This window comes from Streptomyces sp. NPDC040405, assembly GCF_055595765.1.
Genome location: NZ_JBVIVI010000003.1, coordinates 586,913 through 608,062, shown reverse-complemented (window position 1 = coordinate 608,062; position 21,150 = coordinate 586,913). Strand labels below are relative to the sequence as shown.

General features: G+C 70.9%; 14 protein-coding genes, 2 pseudogenes and 1 riboswitch. Of the genes and pseudogenes, 5 read left to right on the top strand and 11 right to left on the bottom strand.

Going from position 1 to position 21,150, the window contains the following annotated elements; all coding sequences use genetic code 11:
• Window positions 1-23: 23 nt before the first annotated feature.
• Both ACZ59A_RS16270 and ACZ59A_RS16265 read right to left on the bottom strand, forming a co-directional pair.
• Window positions 24-1,046: a glycoside hydrolase family 113 gene (locus ACZ59A_RS16270; RefSeq protein ID WP_470958927.1), complete on the bottom strand. Its 1,023-nt coding sequence runs from the start codon at window positions 1,044-1,046 to the stop codon at window positions 24-26.
• A gap of 114 nt (window positions 1,047-1,160) precedes the next feature.
• Window positions 1,161-3,017: a DUF2334 domain-containing protein gene (locus ACZ59A_RS16265; protein WP_470958924.1), complete on the bottom strand. Its 1,857-nt coding sequence runs from the start codon at window positions 3,015-3,017 to the stop codon at window positions 1,161-1,163.
• Window positions 3,018-3,637: 620 nt separating this feature from the next.
• Here ACZ59A_RS16265 and ACZ59A_RS16260 point away from each other — a divergent pair.
• The 3 genes and pseudogenes from ACZ59A_RS16260 to ACZ59A_RS16250 all read left to right on the top strand — a co-directional run.
• On the top strand, window positions 3,638-4,879 hold the full coding sequence (locus ACZ59A_RS16260; protein ID WP_470958922.1) for a glycosyltransferase family 2 protein: 1,242 nt from the start codon (window positions 3,638-3,640) through the stop codon (window positions 4,877-4,879).
• A 179-nt stretch (window positions 4,880-5,058) separates the two neighbouring features.
• On the top strand, window positions 5,059-6,198 hold the full coding sequence (gene wecB / locus ACZ59A_RS16255; RefSeq protein WP_470959682.1) for a non-hydrolyzing UDP-N-acetylglucosamine 2-epimerase: 1,140 nt from the start codon (window positions 5,059-5,061) through the stop codon (window positions 6,196-6,198).
• A pseudogene (locus ACZ59A_RS16250) lies at window positions 6,195-6,812 on the top strand (calcium-binding protein); the annotation flags it as partial. The gene wecB and the pseudogene ACZ59A_RS16250, both read left to right, overlap by 4 nt.
• A 20-nt stretch (window positions 6,813-6,832) precedes the next feature.
• Here the strand turns inward: ACZ59A_RS16250 and ACZ59A_RS16245 are convergent.
• Genes ACZ59A_RS16245 through ACZ59A_RS16230 form a run of 4 tightly spaced genes read right to left on the bottom strand, consistent with a single transcriptional unit; the run spans window position 6,833 to window position 11,994 of the window.
• Window positions 6,833-8,941 carry a beta-galactosidase gene (locus ACZ59A_RS16245; protein ID WP_470958919.1) on the bottom strand — a complete coding sequence of 703 codons (2,109 nt, stop codon included), beginning with the start codon at window positions 8,939-8,941 and terminating at the stop codon, window positions 6,833-6,835.
• A 2-nt stretch (window positions 8,942-8,943) separates the two neighbouring features.
• Complete coding sequence (locus tag ACZ59A_RS16240) at window positions 8,944-9,798, bottom strand: carbohydrate ABC transporter permease (protein ID WP_470958916.1); 855 nt, start codon at window positions 9,796-9,798, stop codon at window positions 8,944-8,946.
• Window positions 9,791-10,717: a carbohydrate ABC transporter permease gene (locus ACZ59A_RS16235; RefSeq protein ID WP_470958913.1), complete on the bottom strand. Its 927-nt coding sequence runs from the start codon at window positions 10,715-10,717 to the stop codon at window positions 9,791-9,793. Before ACZ59A_RS16235 ends, ACZ59A_RS16240 begins: the two co-directional genes overlap by 8 nt.
• A complete protein-coding gene (locus ACZ59A_RS16230) occupies window positions 10,714-11,994 on the bottom strand; it encodes an ABC transporter substrate-binding protein (protein ID WP_470958910.1) in 1,281 nt (426 codons plus the stop codon). The genes ACZ59A_RS16235 and ACZ59A_RS16230 overlap by 4 nt, the downstream gene beginning before the upstream one ends.
• A gap of 223 nt (window positions 11,995-12,217) precedes the next feature.
• Here ACZ59A_RS16230 and ACZ59A_RS16225 point away from each other — a divergent pair, with 223 nt between their 5' ends.
• A complete protein-coding gene (locus ACZ59A_RS16225; RefSeq protein ID WP_470958907.1) occupies window positions 12,218-13,252 on the top strand; it encodes a LacI family DNA-binding transcriptional regulator in 1,035 nt (344 codons plus the stop codon).
• The gene (locus ACZ59A_RS16220; protein ID WP_470958904.1) at window positions 13,249-14,247 is read left to right on the top strand and encodes a LacI family DNA-binding transcriptional regulator; all 999 of its coding nucleotides are present in this window, start codon (window positions 13,249-13,251) and stop codon (window positions 14,245-14,247) included. Before ACZ59A_RS16225 ends, ACZ59A_RS16220 begins: the two co-directional genes overlap by 4 nt.
• 36 nt (window positions 14,248-14,283) lie before the next feature.
• Here ACZ59A_RS16220 and ACZ59A_RS16215 read toward each other — a convergent pair.
• From ACZ59A_RS16215 to ACZ59A_RS16195, 5 genes and pseudogenes are all read right to left on the bottom strand, one after another.
• A pseudogene (locus ACZ59A_RS16215) lies at window positions 14,284-15,342 on the bottom strand (pectate lyase family protein); the annotation flags it as partial.
• A gap of 87 nt (window positions 15,343-15,429) precedes the next feature.
• Window positions 15,430-16,896 (bottom strand): serine hydrolase domain-containing protein, encoded by a 1,467-nt coding sequence (locus tag ACZ59A_RS16210; protein WP_470958900.1) that lies wholly within the window; start codon window positions 16,894-16,896, stop codon window positions 15,430-15,432.
• A gap of 130 nt (window positions 16,897-17,026) precedes the next feature.
• Window positions 17,027-18,649 (bottom strand): APC family permease, encoded by a 1,623-nt coding sequence (locus ACZ59A_RS16205; protein ID WP_470958897.1) that lies wholly within the window; start codon window positions 18,647-18,649, stop codon window positions 17,027-17,029.
• A 114-nt stretch (window positions 18,650-18,763) separates the two neighbouring features.
• The gene (locus ACZ59A_RS16200; protein ID WP_470959680.1) at window positions 18,764-20,164 is read right to left on the bottom strand and encodes a purine-cytosine permease family protein; all 1,401 of its coding nucleotides are present in this window, start codon (window positions 20,162-20,164) and stop codon (window positions 18,764-18,766) included.
• Window positions 20,162-20,255: riboswitch (TPP riboswitch) on the bottom strand. (Overlaps the previous gene by 3 nt.)
• 14 nt (window positions 20,256-20,269) lie before the next feature.
• Window positions 20,270-21,145, bottom strand: coding sequence for a triphosphoribosyl-dephospho-CoA synthase (locus ACZ59A_RS16195; protein ID WP_470958895.1), 876 nt, complete (start codon window positions 21,143-21,145; stop codon window positions 20,270-20,272).
• Between the last annotated feature and the right edge of the window lie 5 nt (window positions 21,146-21,150).

Below are 21,150 nucleotides of genomic sequence, written 5' to 3'. Positions count from 1 at the left end.
CGGAACCGCACGTCAGCCGGAGCTCACCCCCGCCACCAGCGGCGCAGCACCTTCTCGGCGGGTTTGCCGTGCGGGGTGTAGGCCAGCTTCCGCGCGGTCTCGCCGGTGTCCGGCCAGTCGTCCCACATCCACCAGCACACCCCCGCCCACCACGACCGGCCGTCGAAGGCGGTCAGCAGGGCCTGGTACGCGGCGGACTGCTCGTCGGCCGCGGCGTGGTCGCTGACGGTCCAGGAGTACGGGGCGGCCGTGGTGCCGCGCTGGCTGGCGTATCCGGCCTCGGTGAACAGGATCTTCCGGTCCTGCCGGGCGGCGAACGCGGCGAGTTCGGCCACGATCGGCTCCCAGCCCTCTCCCAGCCGCTCCGGGTCGGTGGTGGCGGTGTCCGTGAGCGGCCAGTAGGCGTCGATGCCGATCACATCGAGGGAGCGCCAGAAGCGGATGCGGGCGTATTCGTCGTAGTTGGCCGCGTACGTCAGCGGACCGTCGTAGGTGTCGCGGACCGCGGCGATCACCCGGGTCCAGCGGCGGCGGTCGGCGGAGGTCCCGGCCAGCTCGGTGCCGACGGAGAACTGCTCGGCGCCGAGGTCCTCGGCCAGCCCGGCGTAGTGGGTGATGAAGCGTTCGTACGCGGTGAACCAGGCGTCCCGGTCGGTGGGCCGGATACCGGCCCGGTCGCCGCCGTCCACCAGATCCACATGCGGTTTGAGCATCACCTTCAGCCCGGCGGCGTGGGCGAGGCCGACGATCCGGCGCACACCGCGGTCGCTCGCCGTCTCCTCGGTGGTGTGCATCGCGGAGTCGCGGACGCCGTCCTGGTACCAGGTGGGGGTGAACACCACCCACCGGGCGCCGGTGTCGGCGATCTGCCGCAGATAGCGCCGGGCCTCGTGCCGGTCGTAGTCGTCGGTGTTCCAGGCGGGCAGGGTGATCCCCCGCAGCCGGTCCTGGTGTGGCGCGGGCGGGTCGTCCCCGCCCGCCGAGCATCCGGTCAGAACGGCGACGGCGGCGGTCATCGCCGCGGCCGCCCGCCTCAGCACACTCATCGGGGCGGGGCCTTCCTCGGGCGGGGCCCGGGTGACGCGCACCGTTCCCGGCCCGCGCGGAGCGGACCGGGAACGGCGGCGGTGAGGTGACGGGTGATCAGATCAGGCTCATCGTCAGATGAGGCTTTCCGGGCTGACGAAGGTGTAGCCGAGCGCCTCGATGCCCTCGACGATCTCCTTCAGCGGCTCGACCGGCTGGTACGGGTGGTAGTAGAAGCTGGCGAAGCCGTCCCGCACGGCCAGGTTGGCCTTGGCGTTCTCGATCAGGTCGGCCGCGAGCCGGGGCGGGTGGTTGTTGTGGGCCTCCGGCTCGTAGGAGCCCAGGTTCTCCGGGAGCACCTTGGTGCCGTACACGTCGGTGACCGGGTACGGGAAGAACTGCCCGAGGTAGCGGCTGGTGTCGGACGGGGCGCCGGAGAGGGTGCCGGAGAAGTACAGCGGGCGCTCCATCCGGGCCGCGAAGTTCTGCGCGAACACCTTGTAGTCGGTGGCCGAGGCCGCGTAGTGCGGAGTGGTCCACAGCTTCGGCGTCGGCAGGCCCACCCGGGAGAACTCGGCCAGCGCCGCGGTGACCCGGCCCTGTGCCCACTCGGCGGAGTCCTCGGTGGCCGCACCGTCGTAGACCACGTTGTCGGTGGCGTCCACATGGGCGCGGAAGAACTCGAAGTCGTCGGCGGTGAGCCCGTTGTACGGGTTGTCGACGTTGCCGTACTGATGGGTGTAGCCGTGGTCCATCAGCACCGCGCCGTTGCTCAGCATGTACTTGAGGGTGTTCACCAGCGCCGGGCGCTGGGCGAGCCGCACGGTGCGCGCCACGCCGTTGTTCTGCACGCCCTTGGGGTCGGAGTACACCGGGATGACGTTGATGCCGTACGCGATATTCTTCGACTTCAGGTAGTCCGCGGTGGCCCGCAGGCTGGTGGCGTCGGACAGCGGGGTGATGTCCTCCAGCCGGACCATGGCCCGGTGCTGCTCGGCGGTGTCCGGGGCCAGCGCGTCGAACAGCAGGTCCTGGAAGGCGAGGATCCGGTCGGTCTCGTCGACATAGGTGAAGGGGATCTCACCGATGTACGTCAGGTTGCCGGAGCGGATCGCCCACGGGGACTTCTTCTCCCCGCCCCCGGCCGTGTCCACCATCGTGGCCAGCTCGGTCACCTGGCCGAGGTCGGGACCGGTCTTGATGTTGGGGTGGATGACACCGCCGTCCTGGCCCGCCGGGATGGTGCGGGTCAGATCGTGGCCCTTGTAGTTGACCTTGGTGATCTGGCCGACGCTGCCGTCCACCTGGGTGTACGAGGTGGTCGGGTCCCAGCCGTAGCGGTACTGGAACTCCTGGAGGCTGATGGAGTTCGCCATGTTCCAGATGTTGTCGCCGATCCAGATCACCGGGCGCTCGGACAGCAGGGTGTCCAGGTAGAAGTCGTCCGGAACGGCGTCGGGGAGGTCGTCGCCGTAGTAGGTGGAACCGACGTAGACCGTGGCGTCGTACTCCTCCAGCATCCCGGCCGTGTACTCCTGGACCGGCTTGGAGGTCACGGTGCCGAAGTGGCCGCCGAGGTTGGCCACGCCCATCGCGTACAGCTCACCGAGGTGTCCGAACGGGCCCGCCGTGTCGTACAGGACCAGGGTCTTGGCCTTGCCGGGCTCGGCGGCCCGCGGCGCGGCCTTGGCCTTCGGGCCGATGGCCGATCGCCGCGGCTGCTTCACTGTCCGCTTCTCGCTGGTGTGCTTTTTGGCCATGTCGGCGCGGCGCTCGGCCTCGCCCGCCCGCTGGGCCGCGGCCCAGCCCTTCAGATCCTTGGCGCGCAGGCCGGTGGCGTCTGCCTGGGTCGCCGACCGGTCGGCGTCTCCTCGGCCGTCGCCCGCGGCCGATGCCGCCGGTGCCAGGAAGCCGCCCGCCAACAGGGCTGCGACGGCGAGAGCGATCAACGCCAGCCAGGCCGGCCGCGATCTTCTCCAGGGTTCGGTCATACTCTGTATACCCCCCTCATTCGGGTCCCGCATTGCGTGGAACTGCAGGGAACTGCGTGGAACAAGGAACTAGGAAAGCAGCGGATCATGGCCGATTCCGGGGTGGAATCATGGCCGGGCACGGCGCATTGATCATGGCCGATTCATCATGGAATTCCACGGGCGGGATCACTCAGCTCAATAATCCGGAGATTGTTCTGACGATTCCCATCGGCTGTCAATGGGGCCTACGGGTCCGAAGTCGTGTCTTTGAGGTTCATGAGAGTTCAACTGAAGAACTCCTGCGACCGTGTTGGGTCTGGTACCTTCCGTAAGCGCGCAGAGGTCGGCCCGTTGGGGAGGCGACCGGCCCTCCTGCGCCAACTGACAGTGGGGGGACCGATGTACGGTAGGGCTGCTGTGGGATCAGTGCTGCCCTTGGCGGGCCTTGTGGCGGCACCGGAAATGGTCCCGGGAATTCCGGTTGCCAGAGCGTTACAGGCGACCGCCGGGGCGGGTTTCCTGTTGTACTGCCTGGTTGTTTTCGGCCTGTTGGTGGCGCGCTGGCGATTGCGCGCCGGGGCCACCGCGAGCGATCCGAGTACCGTCGGCCGGGAGGACCTCGCCGCCGTGGACCGGCCGTGAGCGCTGAACCGCTGATATGGGCCAGTATCGCGATCATCGTGATGGCCGGTGCGTACAACTTCGGCCTGTTCCTGCTCTCCCGGCGACGGCTGCCGCATCGCTCCGGCTCCGGCGAAGAGCGCTTCTATGTCTTCCTCCTGGCCTGCCTCAACGAGGAGCGGGTGCTGGCGGAAAGCCTCGCCCGGATCACCGCGCTCCCCTCGGAGAACTGCGTGGCCCTGGTCATCGACGATGCCTCCGAGGACCGTACGGCCGAGATCGCGCGCACCGCCGACCCGGAGCGGGTGTGGCTGCACCAGCGCCATCTGCCCGACGCCCGGCGCGGCAAGGGCGCCGCGCTCAACGACGGTGTCCGTTTGCTACGCGCGTCCGGGCTGCTCGGCGGCCGCGATCCGCATGACGTCATCGTGTGTGTGGTGGACGCGGACGGCCGTCTGGACCGTCATGTGCTGGAGGCCGTCGACCCGTTCTTCAACGACCCGCGGACCGGCGCCACCCAGATCGGTGTCCGGATGTACAACCGCGAAGTGGGGCTGCTGGCGCGGCTGCAGGACATGGAGTTCGTCGTCTACGGCGACATCTTCCAGAGCGCCCGCCGCTTCATCGGCAGCGTCGGGATGGGCGGCAACGGCCAGTTCATGCGGCTGTCCGCGCTCGACTCGCTGGGCGAGACCCCCTGGAGCGACAGCCTCACCGAGGATCTGGACCTGGGGGTGCGGCTGATCGCGCGCGGCTGGACCAACCAGCACTGCACCACGGCGGCCGTGTCCCAGCAGGCCGTCCTCGACCTGCGGCGGCTCATCCGGCAGCGGTCCCGCTGGTTCCAGGGACACCTCCAGTCGGCCAACCTCGTCCCGCTGATACTGCGCGAGGTGCCCGGCCGGGCCGCGATGGATCTGATCTACCACCTGTCCAGCCCGGTGCTGATCCTGCTCACCTCGCTGCTGCCGCTGTCCTTCATGGTGGCCGTCCTCGGAACGGTGGTCGGTTCCGTCCAGGCCGGGCGGCCGCTGGTTTCCACGATGTGGTTCCTCGGCCCGTATCTGCTCTCCTTCACCGCGGCCTATATCTACGGCTTCGTGTACCGCAGGCGCGAGACGTCGCTCGGTGTGTTCCACGCGGTGCTGCTCGGCCATGTCTTCGTGTTCTACGGCTACATCTGGTTCGCCGCGGGCTGGTGGGGGCTGTGGCGGGCCATCACCGGCAAGCGCACCTGGCTCAAGACCGCTCGCAGCTGATTCCCGTACGGCCCGGTTCCTCGCACGCCCGTGTCACCCGTTCATGCCCTGTTCGCTCGCCTTGCCCAGGGAGATTCATGTCCACATCAGGCAGACCCGTGTCCGCGTCCCGTCCGGTGGCCGTGCCCGCGTCCGTGGCGGGGGTTCCGCGGCCGCCCGGCCCCGGCGCCGTGCGCACCATGTTCGTCCTCGGCACCCGGCCGGAGGCAATCAAACTGGCCCCCGTGGTCCGGGCGATGGCCGCCTCCTCGCACTTCCAGCCCGTGGTGGTGACCACAGGTCAGCACCGGGAGATGCTGCAGCAGATGCTCGGTCTGCTGGGCGTGGGCGTGAAGACGGACCTGGCGGTGATGCGCGACCGGCAGCGGCTGTCGGAGCTGACCGCGCGGCTGGTGGACGGGCTGGGCACGGTGATCCGGACCGAACAGCCGGACCTGGTGGTGGTCCAGGGCGACACCACCACGGCGCTGTGCGGAGCGCTCGCGGCCTTCTACGAACACACGCCGGTCGCCCATGTCGAGGCGGGCCTGCGCACGGGCGTGCTGGACAACCCGTTCCCCGAGGAGCTGAACCGCCGGATGATCGGCCGGGTGGCCCGCTGGCACTTCGCCCCCACCGCCCGGTCCGCCGGTCATCTGCGGGCCGAGGGCGTGCCGCCCGAGCAGGTGATCACCACCGGCAACACCGTCGTCGACAACCTGCTGTGGGTGCTGGCGGAGGGCGCCGGGCGCAGCGCCTTCCGCACCGGGCGGCGCAAGGTGCTGCTGACGCTGCACCGCCGGGAGAACCAGGGGGCCCGGATGCGGTCCATGGGCGCGGCGCTGCGCAGGCTCGCCGACCGCGGTGACGTGGAGGTCGTACTGCCGCTGCACCGCAGCCCCGCGGTGCGGGAGGCCCTGCTGCCCGAGCTGGACGGCCACCCGGGCGTGCGGGTGGTGGACCCGCTCGACTATCTGGACTTCGCCGCCACGCTCGCCGACTGCGATCTGGTGCTGACGGATTCCGGCGGGCTTCAGGAGGAGGCGCCCAGCCTGGGCAAGCCCGCCCTGGTGCTGCGGACCACCACCGAACGCCCGGAGGCGGTCGAGGCGGGGGCGGCGCGGCTGGTGGGCACCGACCCGGACGCCATCCTGGCCGCCGCCGGGGAGCTGCTGGACGACGCCGAGGAGTACCGGCGGATGGCCGCGGCGGGCAATCCGTTCGGCGACGGGCGGGCCGCCGACCGTATCGTCGCCCGCCTCACGGAGGACTTCGGCGACGAAGGGGTGGTGGATACCGCGCGGCGCGAGCCTTCCGGCTCGTATGATCCGGTGGCATGACGTCGTTACGAGGGCGGGCGCTGGGCGGGGTCACGTGGTGGCGGATCGGGGGGCTCGTGCTGGCCGTCGCCCTCGTGGCGGGGGCGCTGGCGCTGGCCGGTGTCTGGGACGAGGACCGGCCGGCGGAGCCGGTCGAGACCTGGCGGGACGGCGAGGTGCACGGCCCCTGGCGGTCGGTGTTCCACGGCTACGGGAGCAACGTCGGCGGGGCGGACGAGCTGACGCTCACCCCGCGCGCCGCCCGCCGCAAGGACCGTACGCACGCCTGTCTGGTGGTCTCCACCGCCCGCTACGAGCGCCTCGACTACCGGGTCCGGATGCGCACCGTCGAGCAGTTGCGCACTCCCGACCCCAATCCGTGGGAAGTGGCGTGGCTGGTCTGGGCGTACACCGACCCGGAGCACTTCTACTATCTGGCGCTCAAGCCCAACGGCTGGGAACTGGGCAAGCGCGACCCCGCCTACCGCGGTGGCCAGCGCTTCCTGGCCACCGGCACCACCGGGTTCCCGGTCGGCGACTGGTCCGAGGTCCGGGTGGGCCAGAACGGGCCCCGGATGACGGTGTCGGTGAACGACCGTCAGGTGGTCGCCTTCACCGACCGGGAACGCCCGTACCCGGCGGGCAGCGTGGGCGCCTACACGGAGGACGCCCGGGTGGAGTTCCGCGACATCGCCGCCCGCTCCGGTTCGGCCCGTACGACGGCGACGGCGAGCGGTGCCAGCTCGATGGCGCCGTCCGTCTTCGCCCCGGACACCAGGTCGATCCCGTCCGCGGGGAGACAGACGCGGACGGTGTCCGTGTCGGAGTGGTTGAGGAGGAAGAGGAATTCGGCGTCCTCCCCGGTCCGCCGGGTCACCTCCAGATGGGCCGGGGCCTCGGTGAGGAGCGGGGAGACGCCAGCGGCGGACACGGCGCCCAGCAGGGTGTCGCGCAGCGCGGTGGCCTCCAGGCGGGTGCCGATGTAGACGACGCGCCCCCGGCCGACCGTGTTCTCCAGGATCGCGGGCCGCCCCCGCAGCGCGCCGGTGGTGTAGGTGGCCACCACGCGCGCGCCCTCGGGGTGGATGCTGTCCTGCCACCAGTCGGCGGTGGCGGTGGTCCCGTCGGCCCGGGCCAGGGTGAACGCCTCGTCGGGGCGGGCGGGCCAGTACTCGTCGATGTACGCGCCGATGAGCCCGCGGAAGGCGCCGGGGTAGGCGGGCTGCCGCACGTGGTTGTGCGCGTCGACTACGCCGGAGAAGAACGAGCAGACCAGGGTGCCGCCGCTCTCGGTGAAGCGGGTGAGGGCGTCGGTGAAGGCGTCGTCGACGAGGTAGGCGTTGGGCACGACGACGACCCGGTAGCGGCTGAGGTCGGAGCCGAAGTGCACGGTGTCGACCGCGTGATGCGCTTCCAGCAGCGGCCGGTAGTGGTCGGTGGCGATCCGCGGGTAGTCGAAGTCGTTGCGCGGCAGGCCGTGCGTCTCGGTCAGCCCCCACCAGGCGTTCCAGTCGAAGAGCACCGCGATGTCGGCGTGCGCGGTGGTTCCGGCCGCTTCGGCGATCTTCGGCAGTTCGGTGCCGAGTGCCTCGATTTCCCGCCAGGTGCGGGAGCCGGTGCCGGAGTGCGGCAGCATCGCGGAGTGGAACCGCTCGTGGCCGCCGCGGCTCGCCCGCCACTGGAAGTACAGGACGCTGTCGGCGCCGTGGGCGATGGCCTGGTAGGAGCCCAGCCGCATCCGGCCGGGCCGCTTGACGTTGTTGACCTTCCACTGGGAGACACCGCTGGCGGCCTGCTCCATGAGCACCCAGGGTTCGCCGCGCAGCGAGCGCATCAGGTCGTAGTTCAGGGCGGCGGACACATGGGAGTCGTCCTGCCCCGGGTCGGGGTAGATGTCGAGGGCCACGGCGTCCTGTTCGGCGGCCCACCGCCAGTAGTCGGCGTGCTTGTAGAAGCGCATGTAGTTGGTGAGGACGGGGATGTCGTCGCGGTAGGAGCGGACGATGTCGCGCTCCATCACGAAGCAGGCGAGGTTGGCGTCCGAGGCGAACCGCTTGAAGTCCAGACGGCGGGTGGGGTTGGACCACGTCCGCGGCACCTCGGGCGGGTTGATCTGGTCCCAGGAGGTGTAGCGCTGGGACCAGAAGCGGGTGTACCAGGCGTCGTTCAGCGCCTCCAGGCTGCCGTATCTCTCCTTGAGCCAGTCGCGGAAGGCGACGGCGCTGTGACCGCCGTACGAGGTGGGTCCGTATTCGTTGCTGATGTGCCACATCGCGAGCGCGGGGTGGTGGGAGTAGCGCTCGGCGAGGGCGGTGGTGATGCGGGCGGCGTGTTCGCGGTAGCGGGGCGAGGCGGGGTCGAAGTGGAGGCGGTTGCCGAAGCCGAACGGCTCGCCGTCCTCCATGACCGGATGGACGTCCGGGTGGCCGTGGGTGAGCCACACCGGGGGCGCCATGGTCGGGGTGGCGAGGTCCACGCCGATGCCGTTCGCGTGAAGGAGGTCCATCACCTCGTCCATCCAGCCGAAGGTGAAGCGGCCCGGCTCGGGCTCCAGCGACGCCCAGGCGAACACACCGAGGGTGACGAGGTTGACCCCGGCGCGCCGCATCAGCGCGACGTCCTCGTCCCACACCGGCCGGTCCCACTGCTCGGGGTTGTAGTCCCCGCCGAAGGCGAAGCCGCCGATGCGCGCGCGGAAGGTGTCCATACGGCTGTTCTCCATGCGGCTGTTCTCCATGCGGCTGTTCTCCGTGCGACTGTTCATGGCTACTTGATCGCTCCCGTCGTGATGCCGCTGCGCCAGTACTTCTGGAGCGCGAGGAAGAGGATGACCAGGGGGATGGTGCCGACCATGGAGCCGGTGACGACGATCCGGACCAGGTCGGGTTCGCTCATCGCGTTGCGCTGCCAGGAGTAGAGCCCGAGGGTGACCGGCCACAGCGACTGGTCGTTGAGGACGATGAGCGGCAGCAGAAAGTTGTTCCAGATCGAGATGAACGAGAAGAGGAACACCGTCACGAGGCTCGGCAGCAGGATGCGCAGCACGACGGTGAAGAAGACGCGCAGATCGTGGGCGCCGTCGAGTCGTCCGGCCTCCAGCAGCTCGTCGGGGACGGCGGCGGCCGTGTAGATACGGACGAGGAACACGCCGAACGCGCTGGACAGGCTCGGCAGGATGACCGCCCAGTAGGTGTTGATCAGGCCGAAGGAGTTGAGGAGGAGATAGGTCGGCAGCGCGAGGACCGTGCCGGGGATGAGCACCCCGCCGAAGATGAGGCCCATGAGCGCGTTCCGGCCGCGGAACCGGTACTTGGCGAGGGCGAATCCGCACAGGGCGGCCAGGAACGTCGCGCCGAGGGCGCCGCCGCCCGAGTAGAGGAAGGAGTTCAGCACCCAGCGCCGGAACACCCCGTCGCGGTAGGCGAACAGGTCCTCCAGATTCGTGACGAGGTCGAAGCGGGCGAACCAGAAGCCGGACGTGGTGTTGAGATCGGCGGTCGACTTGGTCGAGGCGATCAGCATCCATGCCACGGGGATGAGGAAGTAGGCCGTCAGCGCGACGATCGTGGCAGTGAGGATGAACCGGGGCGAGCGCCGTAACCGGTCGGAGGCGTCAGGCATCGGGGCTCCTTCTCTGGAGCAGCCGCAGGAAGCCGAAGGACAGCAGGAACGAGCCGAGGGCGATGACGACCGCGACGGCGGCCGAGTAGTACGGCTGGTCCGACCCGAACGCGAGGTTGTAGACGATCATGTTCGGTGTGTAGTCGTAGGACACATTGCTGGTGATAGAGCGCAGCACGGTCGGCTCGGAGAACAGCTGGAGCGTGCCGACCACCGAGAAGAGCCCGGTGATGAGGATCGCCGGGGTCACCAGCGGCACCTTGATCAGCCAGGCGATGTGCCAGGTGCTCGCTCCGTCGATGCGGGCGGCCTCGAACATCTCGCGGTCGATCGCCTGGAGCGCCGCATAGATGATGATCATGTTGTAGCCGGTCCAGTGCCAGGTCGAGACGTTGGCGATGGACCACAGGACGGTGTCCTCGGAGAGGAAGTCGACGTGGGCGCCGGCCCCGTCGAGGAGGTCCACGACCGGGCTCACTCCGGGCAGATAGAGGAAGGCCCACAGGATGGACGCGATGACGCCCGGGACCGCGTAGGGCAGGAACGCGGCCAGCTGGAACAGGCTGCGCAGGCGGACGATCGCGGTGTCGAAGATGAGGGCCATCACGAGGGCGAGCCCCAGCATGACGGGCACCTGGACGACGCCGTAGAGCAGGACGCGGCCGACCGAGACGAGGAACTCCCGGTTGGTGAAGGTGTCTACGTAGTTGTCGAGCCCGACGAAGACCACACGGGGTGTGCCGAACCCGAGGCCCGACTTCCGGGCGTCGTGGAAGCTGCGCCACAGCGCGTAGATCACGGGCAGCAGGGTGAAGACGAAGAACACCGCGAGGAACGGCGCCGAGAAACCCCACGCCATCTTCCAGTCGGCGCCGAGGCGCAGTCGGTTGCGGCGCGCTCGCGACGGCGGCGCGGTCATCGGACGGACAGGCCCTTGCGCTTCAGCTGTGCGACCGTCTGGCGGTCGACCTTCTTCATGGCCTCCGGCAGCGTCGTCGACTTGTTGAGGGCGGACTGCATCGCGTCATTGAGGTAGTTGGTGGTGTCCGTCATCGTCGGGCCCCAGGTCCATGGGGTCGACGCGGTGCCGCGCACGGTGAACACCTCGCCGGGCACCTGGCCGCCGAAGTACGGGTCGGGCCGGGTGAGTGCCGGGATCCGCTGTCCGCGTTCGGAGGCGGGCAGCACATCGGCCGCCAGCAGTTTCGCGCTCGCCGCGCTGGTGTTCAGCCACTTGACGAACGACAGCGCCGCGTCGGTCTTCTTGGTGGCGCTGGTGAGCGCCGTCAGGGAACCGCCCCAGTACACCGGGGCGCTGTCCCCCTTCGACCACTGCGGCAGCGGTGCGACGGCCCATTTGCCGGAGAGGCCGGGGGCGTTCTCCTTCAGCGCCGAGCCGCCCCACGCCGGTCCGATCCAGGTCAGATAGGTGCCGCGGGCGAGCCCCTTGAACCAGGTGGGCTGCCAGTGCTGGTCCCCCTTGACGTAGCCCTTGTCCAGCATGGTCTGCCAGTACGCGGCGACCTTCGCGGTGGGGCCGTCGTCCAGGCCGACGTGCCAGGCGTCGTCGTCCGTGGTGAACCACTTGGCCTTGGCGTTCCACGCCAGGGCCGCCAGCCAGATGCCGCCGTTGGCGGGCAGCGCGGTGGTGTACGCCTCGGGGTACTTCTTCTTGAGCGTGGCGGCCGCTTCCCGGTAGGCGTCCCAGGTGGCGGGGGCGGTCAGGCCCGCCTTTTTGAACAGGTCGGACCGGTAGTAGAGGACCTGGGTGCCGATGTCCTGCGGGATCCCGTAGACCTTTCCGTCCACCACGACCTGGTCCCAGACGGCGGGCTTGAACTGCCCTTTCAGATCGCGGGTTTCGGCCGTGATGTCCTTGAGGTCTCCGGCGATGATGGTCGAGGTGAGGTTGGGGTAGTCCACCTGCGTGAGGTCCGGTGCGCCGGACTTCCCGGCAAGGGCGGCCTGGAGCTTCGGGTAGAAATTCGAGGTGATCGCCTGGAACTTCACCTGGACATCGGGATGGGTCTTGTTCCACAGGGCGACCGGTTTCGACATGTCCGACCACCCCCAGAAGGTGAGGGTCCCTCTGCCGGACCCTTTGGTGTCCGAGGACCCGTCGGCGCAGCCGGTCAGAAGCAGCGCCGTCACGGCGGCCGCCGCGGCAAGCCGCCGGGGACTGGATTCCTTATGCATACGGTCTCCTCGAGTGCTCTGCTCGACTGCAATGAGACGCAAAACATTGCGGAACTTCAGCGACGGCGACGCTAAACGTGGGTAAAAACCACTGTCAAGGCAATGGACCGAACACACGGCTCACCGGCTATTTGCATGCAGTCCTGGCGGAATATTCGACCATCTTTTGCGGGAATTTGCGGCAGAGCGGTGCGGCCGCGGTTCCCGGCGGGAGGGAATCAGCATGTCAACGCGTGCGACGATGGCGGCCGTTGCCAAGGCCGCGGGCGTCTCCATCTCCACGGTGTCCCGGGTACTCGCCGACAAGCCGGATATCTCGGAGGAGACCCGCGACCGTGTCACACAGGCGGCACGAGCCACGGGATATGTGCTCCGCAAAGAGCGCCGGCGACAACTCGGCGGCATTCTCGACCTGCTTATCGAAGAGGCCGCCACGCCCTGGGCGGCGGAACTCGTCGACGGGGCCCAGCGCGCGGCGTTCGGGCTCGGATACACCCTGGCGCTCACCCCGGTGGACCATCCGCGCTTCCGGATCGGCGACTGGATCGACACCCGCCGCACCCGGCCCTCGGACGGCATCCTCCTGGCCCTGCCCCGGCCCGGCCACCACGAGATGGCCGCGCTGGCGGAGCTGCCGGTGCCGCTCGTCCTCCTCGACGCGGTGGGCGCGCAGGGGGCCGCCGTCGCGACCGTGGGGGCGACGAACTGGTCGGGCGGCGCCGCGGCCACCCGGCATCTCCTCGAACTGGGGCACCGGCGGGTGGGCTTCCTCGGCGGACCCTGCGCGGCCCCGTTCACCAGGGAGCGGTACGAGGGCTATCTGGCGGCGCACCGCGAGTTCTCCCTCGCCCCCGACCCCGCCCTGGCCCGGTACGGCGACATCGGCGTCACCGCCGGGGCGGAGGGCGCCGCGGCGCTGCTCGCCCTGGCCGCCCCGCCGACCGCCGTGTTCGCCGGTTCCGATGTGCTCGCGGCCGGGGTGTACCGGACGGCACGGGCGCGTGGGCTGCGGGTGCCGGAGGACCTGTCGGTGGTCGGGTTCGACGACACGGCGGTGTGCACCATGCTGACCCCGCCCCTCACCACGGTCCGTCAGCCGATCGCGGAGATGGCCGCCGAGGCGGTGCGGCTCATCGACCAGGAGCAGGCACGACGCGGTGCGTCGGCCGGACGCGGCGTCGAACTGGCGACCTCGCTCGTGGTGCGGGAGAGCACCGCGCCACACCCGGCTCACCAGGACTGGAGGAAGCAGCGATGACCGTACGAACCACCGTGCGCATGACGGCCGTGGCGGAAGCCGCGAACGTCTCACAGAGCGTGGTGTCCAAGGTCCTCAACGAACGGCCCGGGGTGTCGGCCGAGGTGCGCCGCCGCGTCCTCGAAGCGGTGCGGGCCACCGGATACCGGTGGCGCCCGCGCGGACCGCGCCACGGATCGGTCGAGGTGGTGTTCGGCTGTGCCGGGAGCGCCGTCAACGCACCCCTCATCCGCGGCCTTTCCACGGTGCTGCGCTCCCGGGGGTACGCGCTCACGGTGAACCACTCCGAGGGGGACCCGCGCTGGCTCGACACCCTGCTCGCCCGCCGCCCCAGCGGTGTCGTGCTCGTCCTCTCGCCCGTCCCGCCGGCCGTCACGGAGCGGCTGGCGCGGGCCCGTGTCCCGGTGGTGGTGCTCGACACGATCGGCGACGCGCCCTCCGGGATGAACGCCATCGGGGCGACCCAGTGGCGGGGCGGGGCGATGGCCGCCCGCCATCTCACCGGACTCGGCCACGAGCGGATCGCCCTGGTCTCCGGGCCCATGGAACTGACCTGCTGCCGGGCGCGCTTCGGCGGCTATCTGGCCGCGCTCCGGGACGCGGGGATCCGCCCGGACCGGGACCTGATCCGGTCGGTGCCCTTCCAGACCGAGCCCGCCCGGCGCACCGCCCACGGCCTGCTGGACCTGTGGCAGCCCCCGACGGCCTTCGTCACCGGCAATGACCTCCAGGGACTCGGCGTCATCGAGGCGTGTGCCGAACGCGGGTTGCGCGTCCCCGGGGACGTCTCGGTCGTCGGGTTCGACGACATCGACGCCGCCGGGTCCGCGGCGCCCGCGCTGACCACGGTGCGTCAGCCCTTCGAGGACATGGCGGCCGAGACCATCCGGGTGCTCGGCGCCGTCACGGGTGAGCCGGACCGGGCCCCGATCCGGCTCGACATGTCGGTCGACCTCGTCATCAGGAAGTCCACCGGCCCGGCCCGCCAGGGCTGACGCACCGCTGCCGCGGCCCGCCCGCTACCGCGCCGGGGTGCCGCCGGGTCCGGATCCGGACTTCACGACCGACGGCACCTTGGCGGCGGCGTCGAGGGTGTAGGAGTAGTACGCCTTGGGGTCGAAGGCCGTGCCGCCGCTCTCGTTGCGGCCGCTGGTGCCCACGAACACGTTGCCCCGCTGGACGATCGAGGCGGTGGCGTCCTTGATGACGGGGTTCTTCATCCCCTCGAAGTAGCTGTTCTCCAGCACCATCTTGGTGTTGCCGCGCGAGTAGTTGCCGTAGGAGGAGGCGATGTCCGTCCCCGCGACGTCCTGCAGGTAGTTGTTGTACAGGTGCGCGTGGGCGATGTTGTCGGCGGACGGGTTGCGCTGCTCGGTGTCCCGGAACCAGTTGTGGTGGATGGTGATGTCGGCCGTGGTGTTCTCCGTCCAGCCGATACCGAACGCCTTGTTGTGCGTTTCCAGCCGGTTCCAGGAGGCCGTGAGATACGTGGTGTCCTTGCGGCTGTCGATCAGGCCGTCGGCCATGTGCTTCAGGTCGTTGTGATCGATCCACACATGGTGGGCGCCGTCCATCTGGATGGCGTCGAAGTCGTGCTCCTTGTCGTTCCACGTGCCCATGTACGAGTCGCGGATCGTCAGATTGCGGATGATGACGTTGTGCACGCCCTGCCCGAGGAAGAAGCCGCCGCCGACGATCTCGCCCGAGGTGCCCTGGCCCACGATCGTCTTGTCCGAGGCGACCTTGATCTCCTTGCCCTTGGGATCCATGGTGATCGCCGCGGCCACCACGATGACGTACGGCTCGGCGGCCGTCGCGTACTTCTCCAGGTCGGCCAGTGTCCGCACCGTGACGGTCTTGCCGTCACGGCCTCCGTACGTACCGTTCTGGCCGAGCGCGTTGACCGACGCGAACCCGTCGGCGACGCCCTCGGCCCGGGCCGTCGCGGCCGCCGGGCTCGTATCCGCCGGGGAGCCGGGGCTCTGGGGGGCGAGACCGACCGTCAGGGCCACTGCCAGCGGCACCGCCCACACCACCGCACCCGGTCCGCGCCCGCCGTTGTCTCGTATGCGCCGCCACTGGGCCGCCATGACCACACCACTTCCTCAGCTCGGTGGAACCGTCCATGCGACTGTCGCCGCCGAGCGGGCAATGGTTGCCGGGAGAGCGGGCCGGGTTCACCCCCGGGCGCGGCGGGGCGCTCCCATCGCGGGCAGCGGCGCCCGGTGCAGCGGCATCGTGCGCCAGCGCGCGGTGAAGGTCCCCTCGGCCGACGAACAGGTCACGTCGAGGTGGTGCGGGGTCTCCAGGAACGCGATGTCGGCCACGAACGTGTCCGGATCGGTCCAGCCGCCGCTCGCCGCCGTCGGGACCCGCCCGTCCGTACCTTCCTCGACCGTCCATCCCCCGTCGCCGAGCCGCACCTCGAACCGGGACGCGCCCTCCGCCAGGGAGACGGTCCACGCGCCGTCGCCGCCGGGGGCGACCGTCACCTCCGTCAGCGCGGGCTGATCGGCGCAGCTGCCGCCCGCGGGGGTGAAGGTGGTGGCCGCGGTCTCGGCGGGGGTGGTGAACTTCTCGTACGGCGGCGGCAGTTGGAGGCCGTCGAGTCGCCGCAGCAGCGCCGCGTCCTCGTCCTCGTCCTCGCGGGCGTCTAGGGGCGCGGGGCCGAACGCCGGGAGCAGATGCCGCCATGCGAGGTCCAGCACCGTCTGCATGTCCTCGGTGTCCCCGGTCATGGCGACCACCGCGTCGTGTTCGGGCAGCACCAGGCAGAACTGTCCGTAGGCCCCGTCGCCGCGGTAGCCGTGGCGGGACCGCCAGAACTGGAACCCGTATCCCTGCTGCCAGTCGGACTTCGCGCCCTCGGCGGTGCCGTCGGCGTTGGTGATCTGCGCCCGGGTCGCCTCGGCCACCCAGGAGGCGGGCAGCAGCCGGCGCCCCTCCCAGACGCCGTCGCCGAGGTACAGCAGGCCCAGCCGGGCGAGGGCGTCCGTGGTGGCGTACATGCCGCTGAACCCGAGGTCGCGGCCGGGCGGGCGCTGGATCCACGCCGTCTCACCGATCCCCAGCGGGTCGAACAGCCGTGGCCGCAGATAGTCGGTGAGCGACTGCCCGGTCACGCGCTGGACGATCGCGGCGAGGCTGTACGTGGCGGGCTGGTTGTACGCGAAGACGGTGCCGGGGTCGCGGTCCGGCGGAGTCAGCAGGAACCCGCGCACGGGCTCGTCCCGGTCGCGGGAGAACGCATGCTCCCGGGTCTCGGTCAGATGCCCGCTGGCCATGGCCGCGACGTGCCGGACGAGCATGGCCCGGCTGCGCGGGTCGGTGATGTCGCCCTCGAACTCGGGGAAGTAGGAGAGCACCGGGTCGTCGAGGCTCATCAGTCCCTCGGCCACCGCGAATCCGGCCGCCGTCGAGGTGAAGCTCTTGCTGATCGAGTAGAGCAGATGCGGCCGGTCCGGGGTGTACGGAGCCCACCAGCCGGAGGCGACCAGATGTCCATGGCGCACGATCATCAGGCTGTGCGGCTCGATGCCGGGCGCCGCCTCCAGCGCGTCGAGGAACGCGCCGACGCCGCGCGCGTCCACTCCCTTCGCGGCGGGTGTGCTCTCGGGCAGGGGGCGCGCACTCCGAACACTCATCGCGTCTCATCCTCCGTATGCGGTGGGTCGTGCACGGCCGGTGGGCTTTCGATCATCCGACGAAGGAGCACCACCGCGCCAGGGTATTTCCGGCGGCGCGTGCGGCAGCGCCCGTACGGATTTGAGGGGCTCAGACCGCGGGGGCGGTGGGCGGCGCGTCCGCGGCGCCCGTCCTGAGGTGGGCGGCGCCCGAGCGCACCGCCCACGCGAACACTCCGAGCGCGAGCGCGCCCACCGCGACCGTGTCGTACGGCGCCGGGAGCCGGCCGGAACCGCCGAAGCTGCCGAGCCACGACAGCAGGGTCAGCGCGGCGAGGTGGAACACCAGCCAGGCGCCGTGCCGCAGCTCACCGAGGGCGGGAAGGCCCCCGGCGCCACGCCGCTGGAGCAGGAACAGCGGCACCCCCACCAGGACGAGCGGCAGCGCGAGCCGCAGATCGTGCCAGCCGGACCAGAACACGAACTCGCTGGCCACGACGAAGCTGAGGGGCGCGATCCAGCGCACACCCGGCACCTGCCCGTCCGCCCGGGGCACTCCCCGCTCCCGGTCGTGCGCCCGGAACACCGCGACGGCCACCGCCGAGGCCGCGTAGATGAGCAGATACATGTCCCCCATCACGCTCACGATGTCCTGCCAGCCACCGAACGGCAGCATGAAGATGACGATGACCGCGAGGTTGAGCAGCAGCGCGCGGTGCGCCATGCCGGAGCGGGGGTCGATGCGCATGAAGAAGCGCGGCAGCAGGCCGTTCTTGGCCAGGGCGTAGGTGTGCCGGGCGTTGATCGCCACGCCGACGTAGGCGGAACCGCCCGGGGAGATCACGGCGTCGGCGTACAGCAGCGTGGCCAGCCAGTGCAGATTGAGGATGAGGGCGAGCTGACCGAACGGCGACTCGAAGTTGACTCCCTGCCAGCCGTGGCCCAGCGCGGAGTCGGGCACCGTGTACAGGAACGCCAGCTGGAGCCCGAGGTAGACCAGCACGGCGAGGCCGATCCCGGTGAGCACCGCGGCCGGTACGGAACGGCGCGGATTGCGGGCCTCACCGGAGAAGTCCAGCGGGGCCTGGAACCCGTTGACGGAGTACACGATGCCGCCCCCGGCGAGGGCGGTGAGGCAGGCGGCGTAGCCGTACGGTGCGAAACCGCCGTGTTCGGTGAGGCGCCCGGAGTGGGTGCCCGACAGGAACAGCGCGACGATCGTGACCACGGGGACGATGACCTTGAAGACGGACACCAGGTTGTTCAGCCGGGCGAATATCCGCACGGCGAACCAGTTGAGCGCGGTCAGCACGACGCTCAGCCCGACGGCCACGCCGAGGCCCGCGAGGGTGAGGCTGCCGCCGTCGTAGATCCCCGGCAGATAGTGCGCGGCGTACTGCATGATGGCGCTGATCTCCGCGGCCGTACCGCCGACGGAGAGCACGACGGACCAGCCGACCATCGTGCCGACCAGCCGCCCGCTCGCGTACAGCGGCCACCGCACGGTGCCGCCGCCCTCCGGGCGGGTGGCGCCCAGTTCCACCATGACCAGGGCGATCAGGGCGCACAGCGCGCCCGCGGCGATCCAGGACAGCAGCGCGGCGGGTCCGGCGGTCTGGGCGGCGTACAGGGCCGCGAACAGCCAGCCGGAGCCGAGGATGTTGGAGAACCCGATCGCCGTCAGGCCCCAGAAGCCGAGGTCCTTGTGGAGTCTGCGTTCCTCGGCGAGCACCGCCGGGGCGGCGATGGACTCCGCTGGCTGGTTCTGCGGCACGTGGCACGTCTCCTCGGGTGGTGCGGGCTGGTACGAGAGCCCAGGGTGCCACGCACACCGCGGGTCTCGGTCACCGGATGCCGTGTGACGTGCGGATATCGACGAAGCGCGACCTCAGCGAACGGTACGGCGGCGGAGCCTGAGCGGGGCGTAGACGAGGAGCGCCGCGAGGAAGGCGGCGTAGTAGGCGAGGTCGGCGCCGTGCAGCGCGGCGGCCACCGGGCCCGTGTACAGGCTGGTGTCCATGAACGGCACCGCCGCGGCGAAGGCGGCGGCGAACGCCAGCAGGGCGGGCCACCACGGCTGCGGGCGGGCGCTCTCGGCGGCCAGGTCGACCGGCGCGCCGCCCCGGGCCCGGGCGCGGGCGAACCAGTCGACGGCCACGACGGCGACGAAGCCCGGAATCCAGTAGCCGACGAACAGCAGCACATTCTGGAAGCGCGCGGTGGTGTCGGCGGCGTGCATCCACAGCACCAACGGGAAACCGAGCACGGCGGCGAGGGCGGCGGCCAGCGGGCGGGGGATGCGGACACCCGCGGTCTGCAGGGCCAGCGAGCCGCTGTAGTCGTTCATGGCGTTGCTGCACAGGGCGGCGAGCGCCACGGCCAGCAGCCCGAACGCGCCGAGCGCCCCGCCCCCCAGGGCCGCGTCGACGCCGCTCGCGGTCTGGTCGGTGAAGACGGAGGCACCCCACAGCCCGAGCGCCTGGACGGCCACGAAGGACACGGTGACGCCGAGCAGAGTGCACCAGAACATGCTGGGCCGGGAGGTGGCGCGGGGCAGATAGCGGCTGAAGTCGCTGGCGTACGGCGCCCACGACAGCGCCAGGCTCAGCGCGATCGTGCTGGTCAGGACGAAGGCGCCGATGCGGTCGCCGCCGTGGGCGAACCCGGTGGTCGCGGGGTCGACACCGTCCAGCAGCTTGACGGCCAGGGCAGCGAACGCGGCGGCGAGGACGAAGGTCATCAGCTTCTGCATCCGGTGGATGGCCTCGTAGCCCAGCACCCCGAGCGCCCCTTGGGCGGCCATCATGAGCAGCACGCCCAGCCAGAACGGCAGGCCGCACAGCCGGGCCAGCGCATCACCGCCGAACAGGCCGATGAGCGCGTCCCAGGCGACCGAGGACAGCCACTGCAGTACGCCGGGCACGGCGACGCCCCGGCCGAACGCCAGCCGCGCCAGGGGCAGCTGGCCCGCCCCGGTCAGACTGCCCCAGGTGCCGAGGTACGCGGTGGGTACGGCACCGATGAGGGTGCCCAGGACGACGGCGGCCAGCGCGGTGGCGAAGTCCAGCCCGAGCGAGATGCCGACGGTGCCGGTGAACACGCCGGTCATGGTCAGGTTCGGGGCGAACCACACGGTGAACAGGCGCCCCGGCCCGCCGTAGCGGTGGCTCTCCGGAACCGGCGCGATACCGCGCGCCTCGACGCGCAGATCGCCGGGCGCGGCGGGCATCCGCCCGTCGAAGACGGATTCCGCGCCGGTCGTCGCCGGGTCGGTGGCAGCATGCGGCATGCGCATCGATGACATCCCTCCGCCAGTGCTAACTGGTTCAGGTTCGACGGGTGTGATCTCAGCCCCGTGCGGGGCACCCCGTGTCCGGTGTGGAGCGACCCCAGGCTAACCCCTCGCTCCGTGGGCCCGGCCCGGGGGGCGGGGCCGGGCCGGGAGCGCGTCCAGGAAGAGCGCCCCGGCCAGCACCGCGGCGCTGCCGCGGGGTGCGATGCCCATGTCGCGCAGCTCGGCGTCGAGGGTGGCGAGGGCGGCGGCGCCCGGGGCCGTCGCGGTGCCGCCCGCCTCCAGCACACCGCGGGCCCCGTCCTGCACCCGCCGGAGGGCGGGCGGCCCGGCCCGGTACAGCGGCCCGGTGTCCTGGAGGGTGCTCATCACGGTGAGCAGCGCGTCGAGCCGGGCCTGTGTCTCGGTGGCGCCCGCGGCCCGCGCCGTGGCCAGGGCGTCCAGGGCGCGGCGTACGTGCGGAAAGGCGGCCCGGGCCTCGCCGCGCGCGCCCGCCGCGCCGTAGGTGGCGGACACCTGTGAGCCCGCCGAGGGCTTGCGCGGGGCACCGCGGTCGGCGTGGGCCGCGAGCTGCCGGGCGGCGGCGGTCAGTTCCCGGGGGGCGGCGCCGGGTTCCAGCGCGGCGGCCGCCACCAGCAGCCCCAGCACCCACAGCGCCCCATGGTGCAACCGGCCGGTGACCGGGCCGCCACCGGCCCGCGCCATGGTCCACTCGGCGCAGCGGCCGATGCCGCCCAGCTCCTCACGGAGCGCCCGGGTCGGCTCGCCGGGGCGGCGGGCGGCGGCCGCCATGGCCGCGAACCCGGGCGCCAGCGACTTCGCCGACCAGCGCAGCGCGAGCAGATCGGTACCGGTGGCGCGGGCCTGGATGTCGCGGGTGTCCGCGAGGCCCGGTTTGGGGGTCAGCTCCGCCTGGGAGATCAGGGCGCGTACGGCGGTCTGCGCCAGGGCCTCATCCATGGAGCGTGTCGTGGGCATGACCG

What these genes read in the sequence shown, in the direction of transcription:
- ACZ59A_RS16220 (WP_470958904.1), top strand. Translation starts at nt 13,249, where the DNA reads ATGACCGTACGAACCACCGTGCGCATGACGGCCGTGGCGGAAGCCGCG.
- ACZ59A_RS16245 (WP_470958919.1), bottom strand. Translation starts at nt 8,941, where the DNA reads ATGAACAGTCGCACGGAGAACAGCCGCATGGAGAACAGCCGCATGGAG.
- ACZ59A_RS16210 (WP_470958900.1), bottom strand. Translation starts at nt 16,896, where the DNA reads ATGAGTGTTCGGAGTGCGCGCCCCCTGCCCGAGAGCACACCCGCCGCG.
- wecB (WP_470959682.1), top strand. Translation starts at nt 5,059, where the DNA reads ATGTTCGTCCTCGGCACCCGGCCGGAGGCAATCAAACTGGCCCCCGTG.
- ACZ59A_RS16265 (WP_470958924.1), bottom strand. Translation starts at nt 3,017, where the DNA reads ATGACCGAACCCTGGAGAAGATCGCGGCCGGCCTGGCTGGCGTTGATC.
- ACZ59A_RS16195 (WP_470958895.1), bottom strand. Translation starts at nt 21,145, where the DNA reads ATGCCCACGACACGCTCCATGGATGAGGCCCTGGCGCAGACCGCCGTA.
- ACZ59A_RS16240 (WP_470958916.1), bottom strand. Translation starts at nt 9,798, where the DNA reads ATGCCTGACGCCTCCGACCGGTTACGGCGCTCGCCCCGGTTCATCCTC.
- ACZ59A_RS16225 (WP_470958907.1), top strand. Translation starts at nt 12,218, where the DNA reads ATGTCAACGCGTGCGACGATGGCGGCCGTTGCCAAGGCCGCGGGCGTC.
- ACZ59A_RS16200 (WP_470959680.1), bottom strand. Translation starts at nt 20,164, where the DNA reads ATGCCGCATGCTGCCACCGACCCGGCGACGACCGGCGCGGAATCCGTC.
- ACZ59A_RS16235 (WP_470958913.1), bottom strand. Translation starts at nt 10,717, where the DNA reads ATGACCGCGCCGCCGTCGCGAGCGCGCCGCAACCGACTGCGCCTCGGC.
- ACZ59A_RS16230 (WP_470958910.1), bottom strand. Translation starts at nt 11,994, where the DNA reads ATGCATAAGGAATCCAGTCCCCGGCGGCTTGCCGCGGCGGCCGCCGTG.
- ACZ59A_RS16270 (WP_470958927.1), bottom strand. Translation starts at nt 1,046, where the DNA reads ATGAGTGTGCTGAGGCGGGCGGCCGCGGCGATGACCGCCGCCGTCGCC.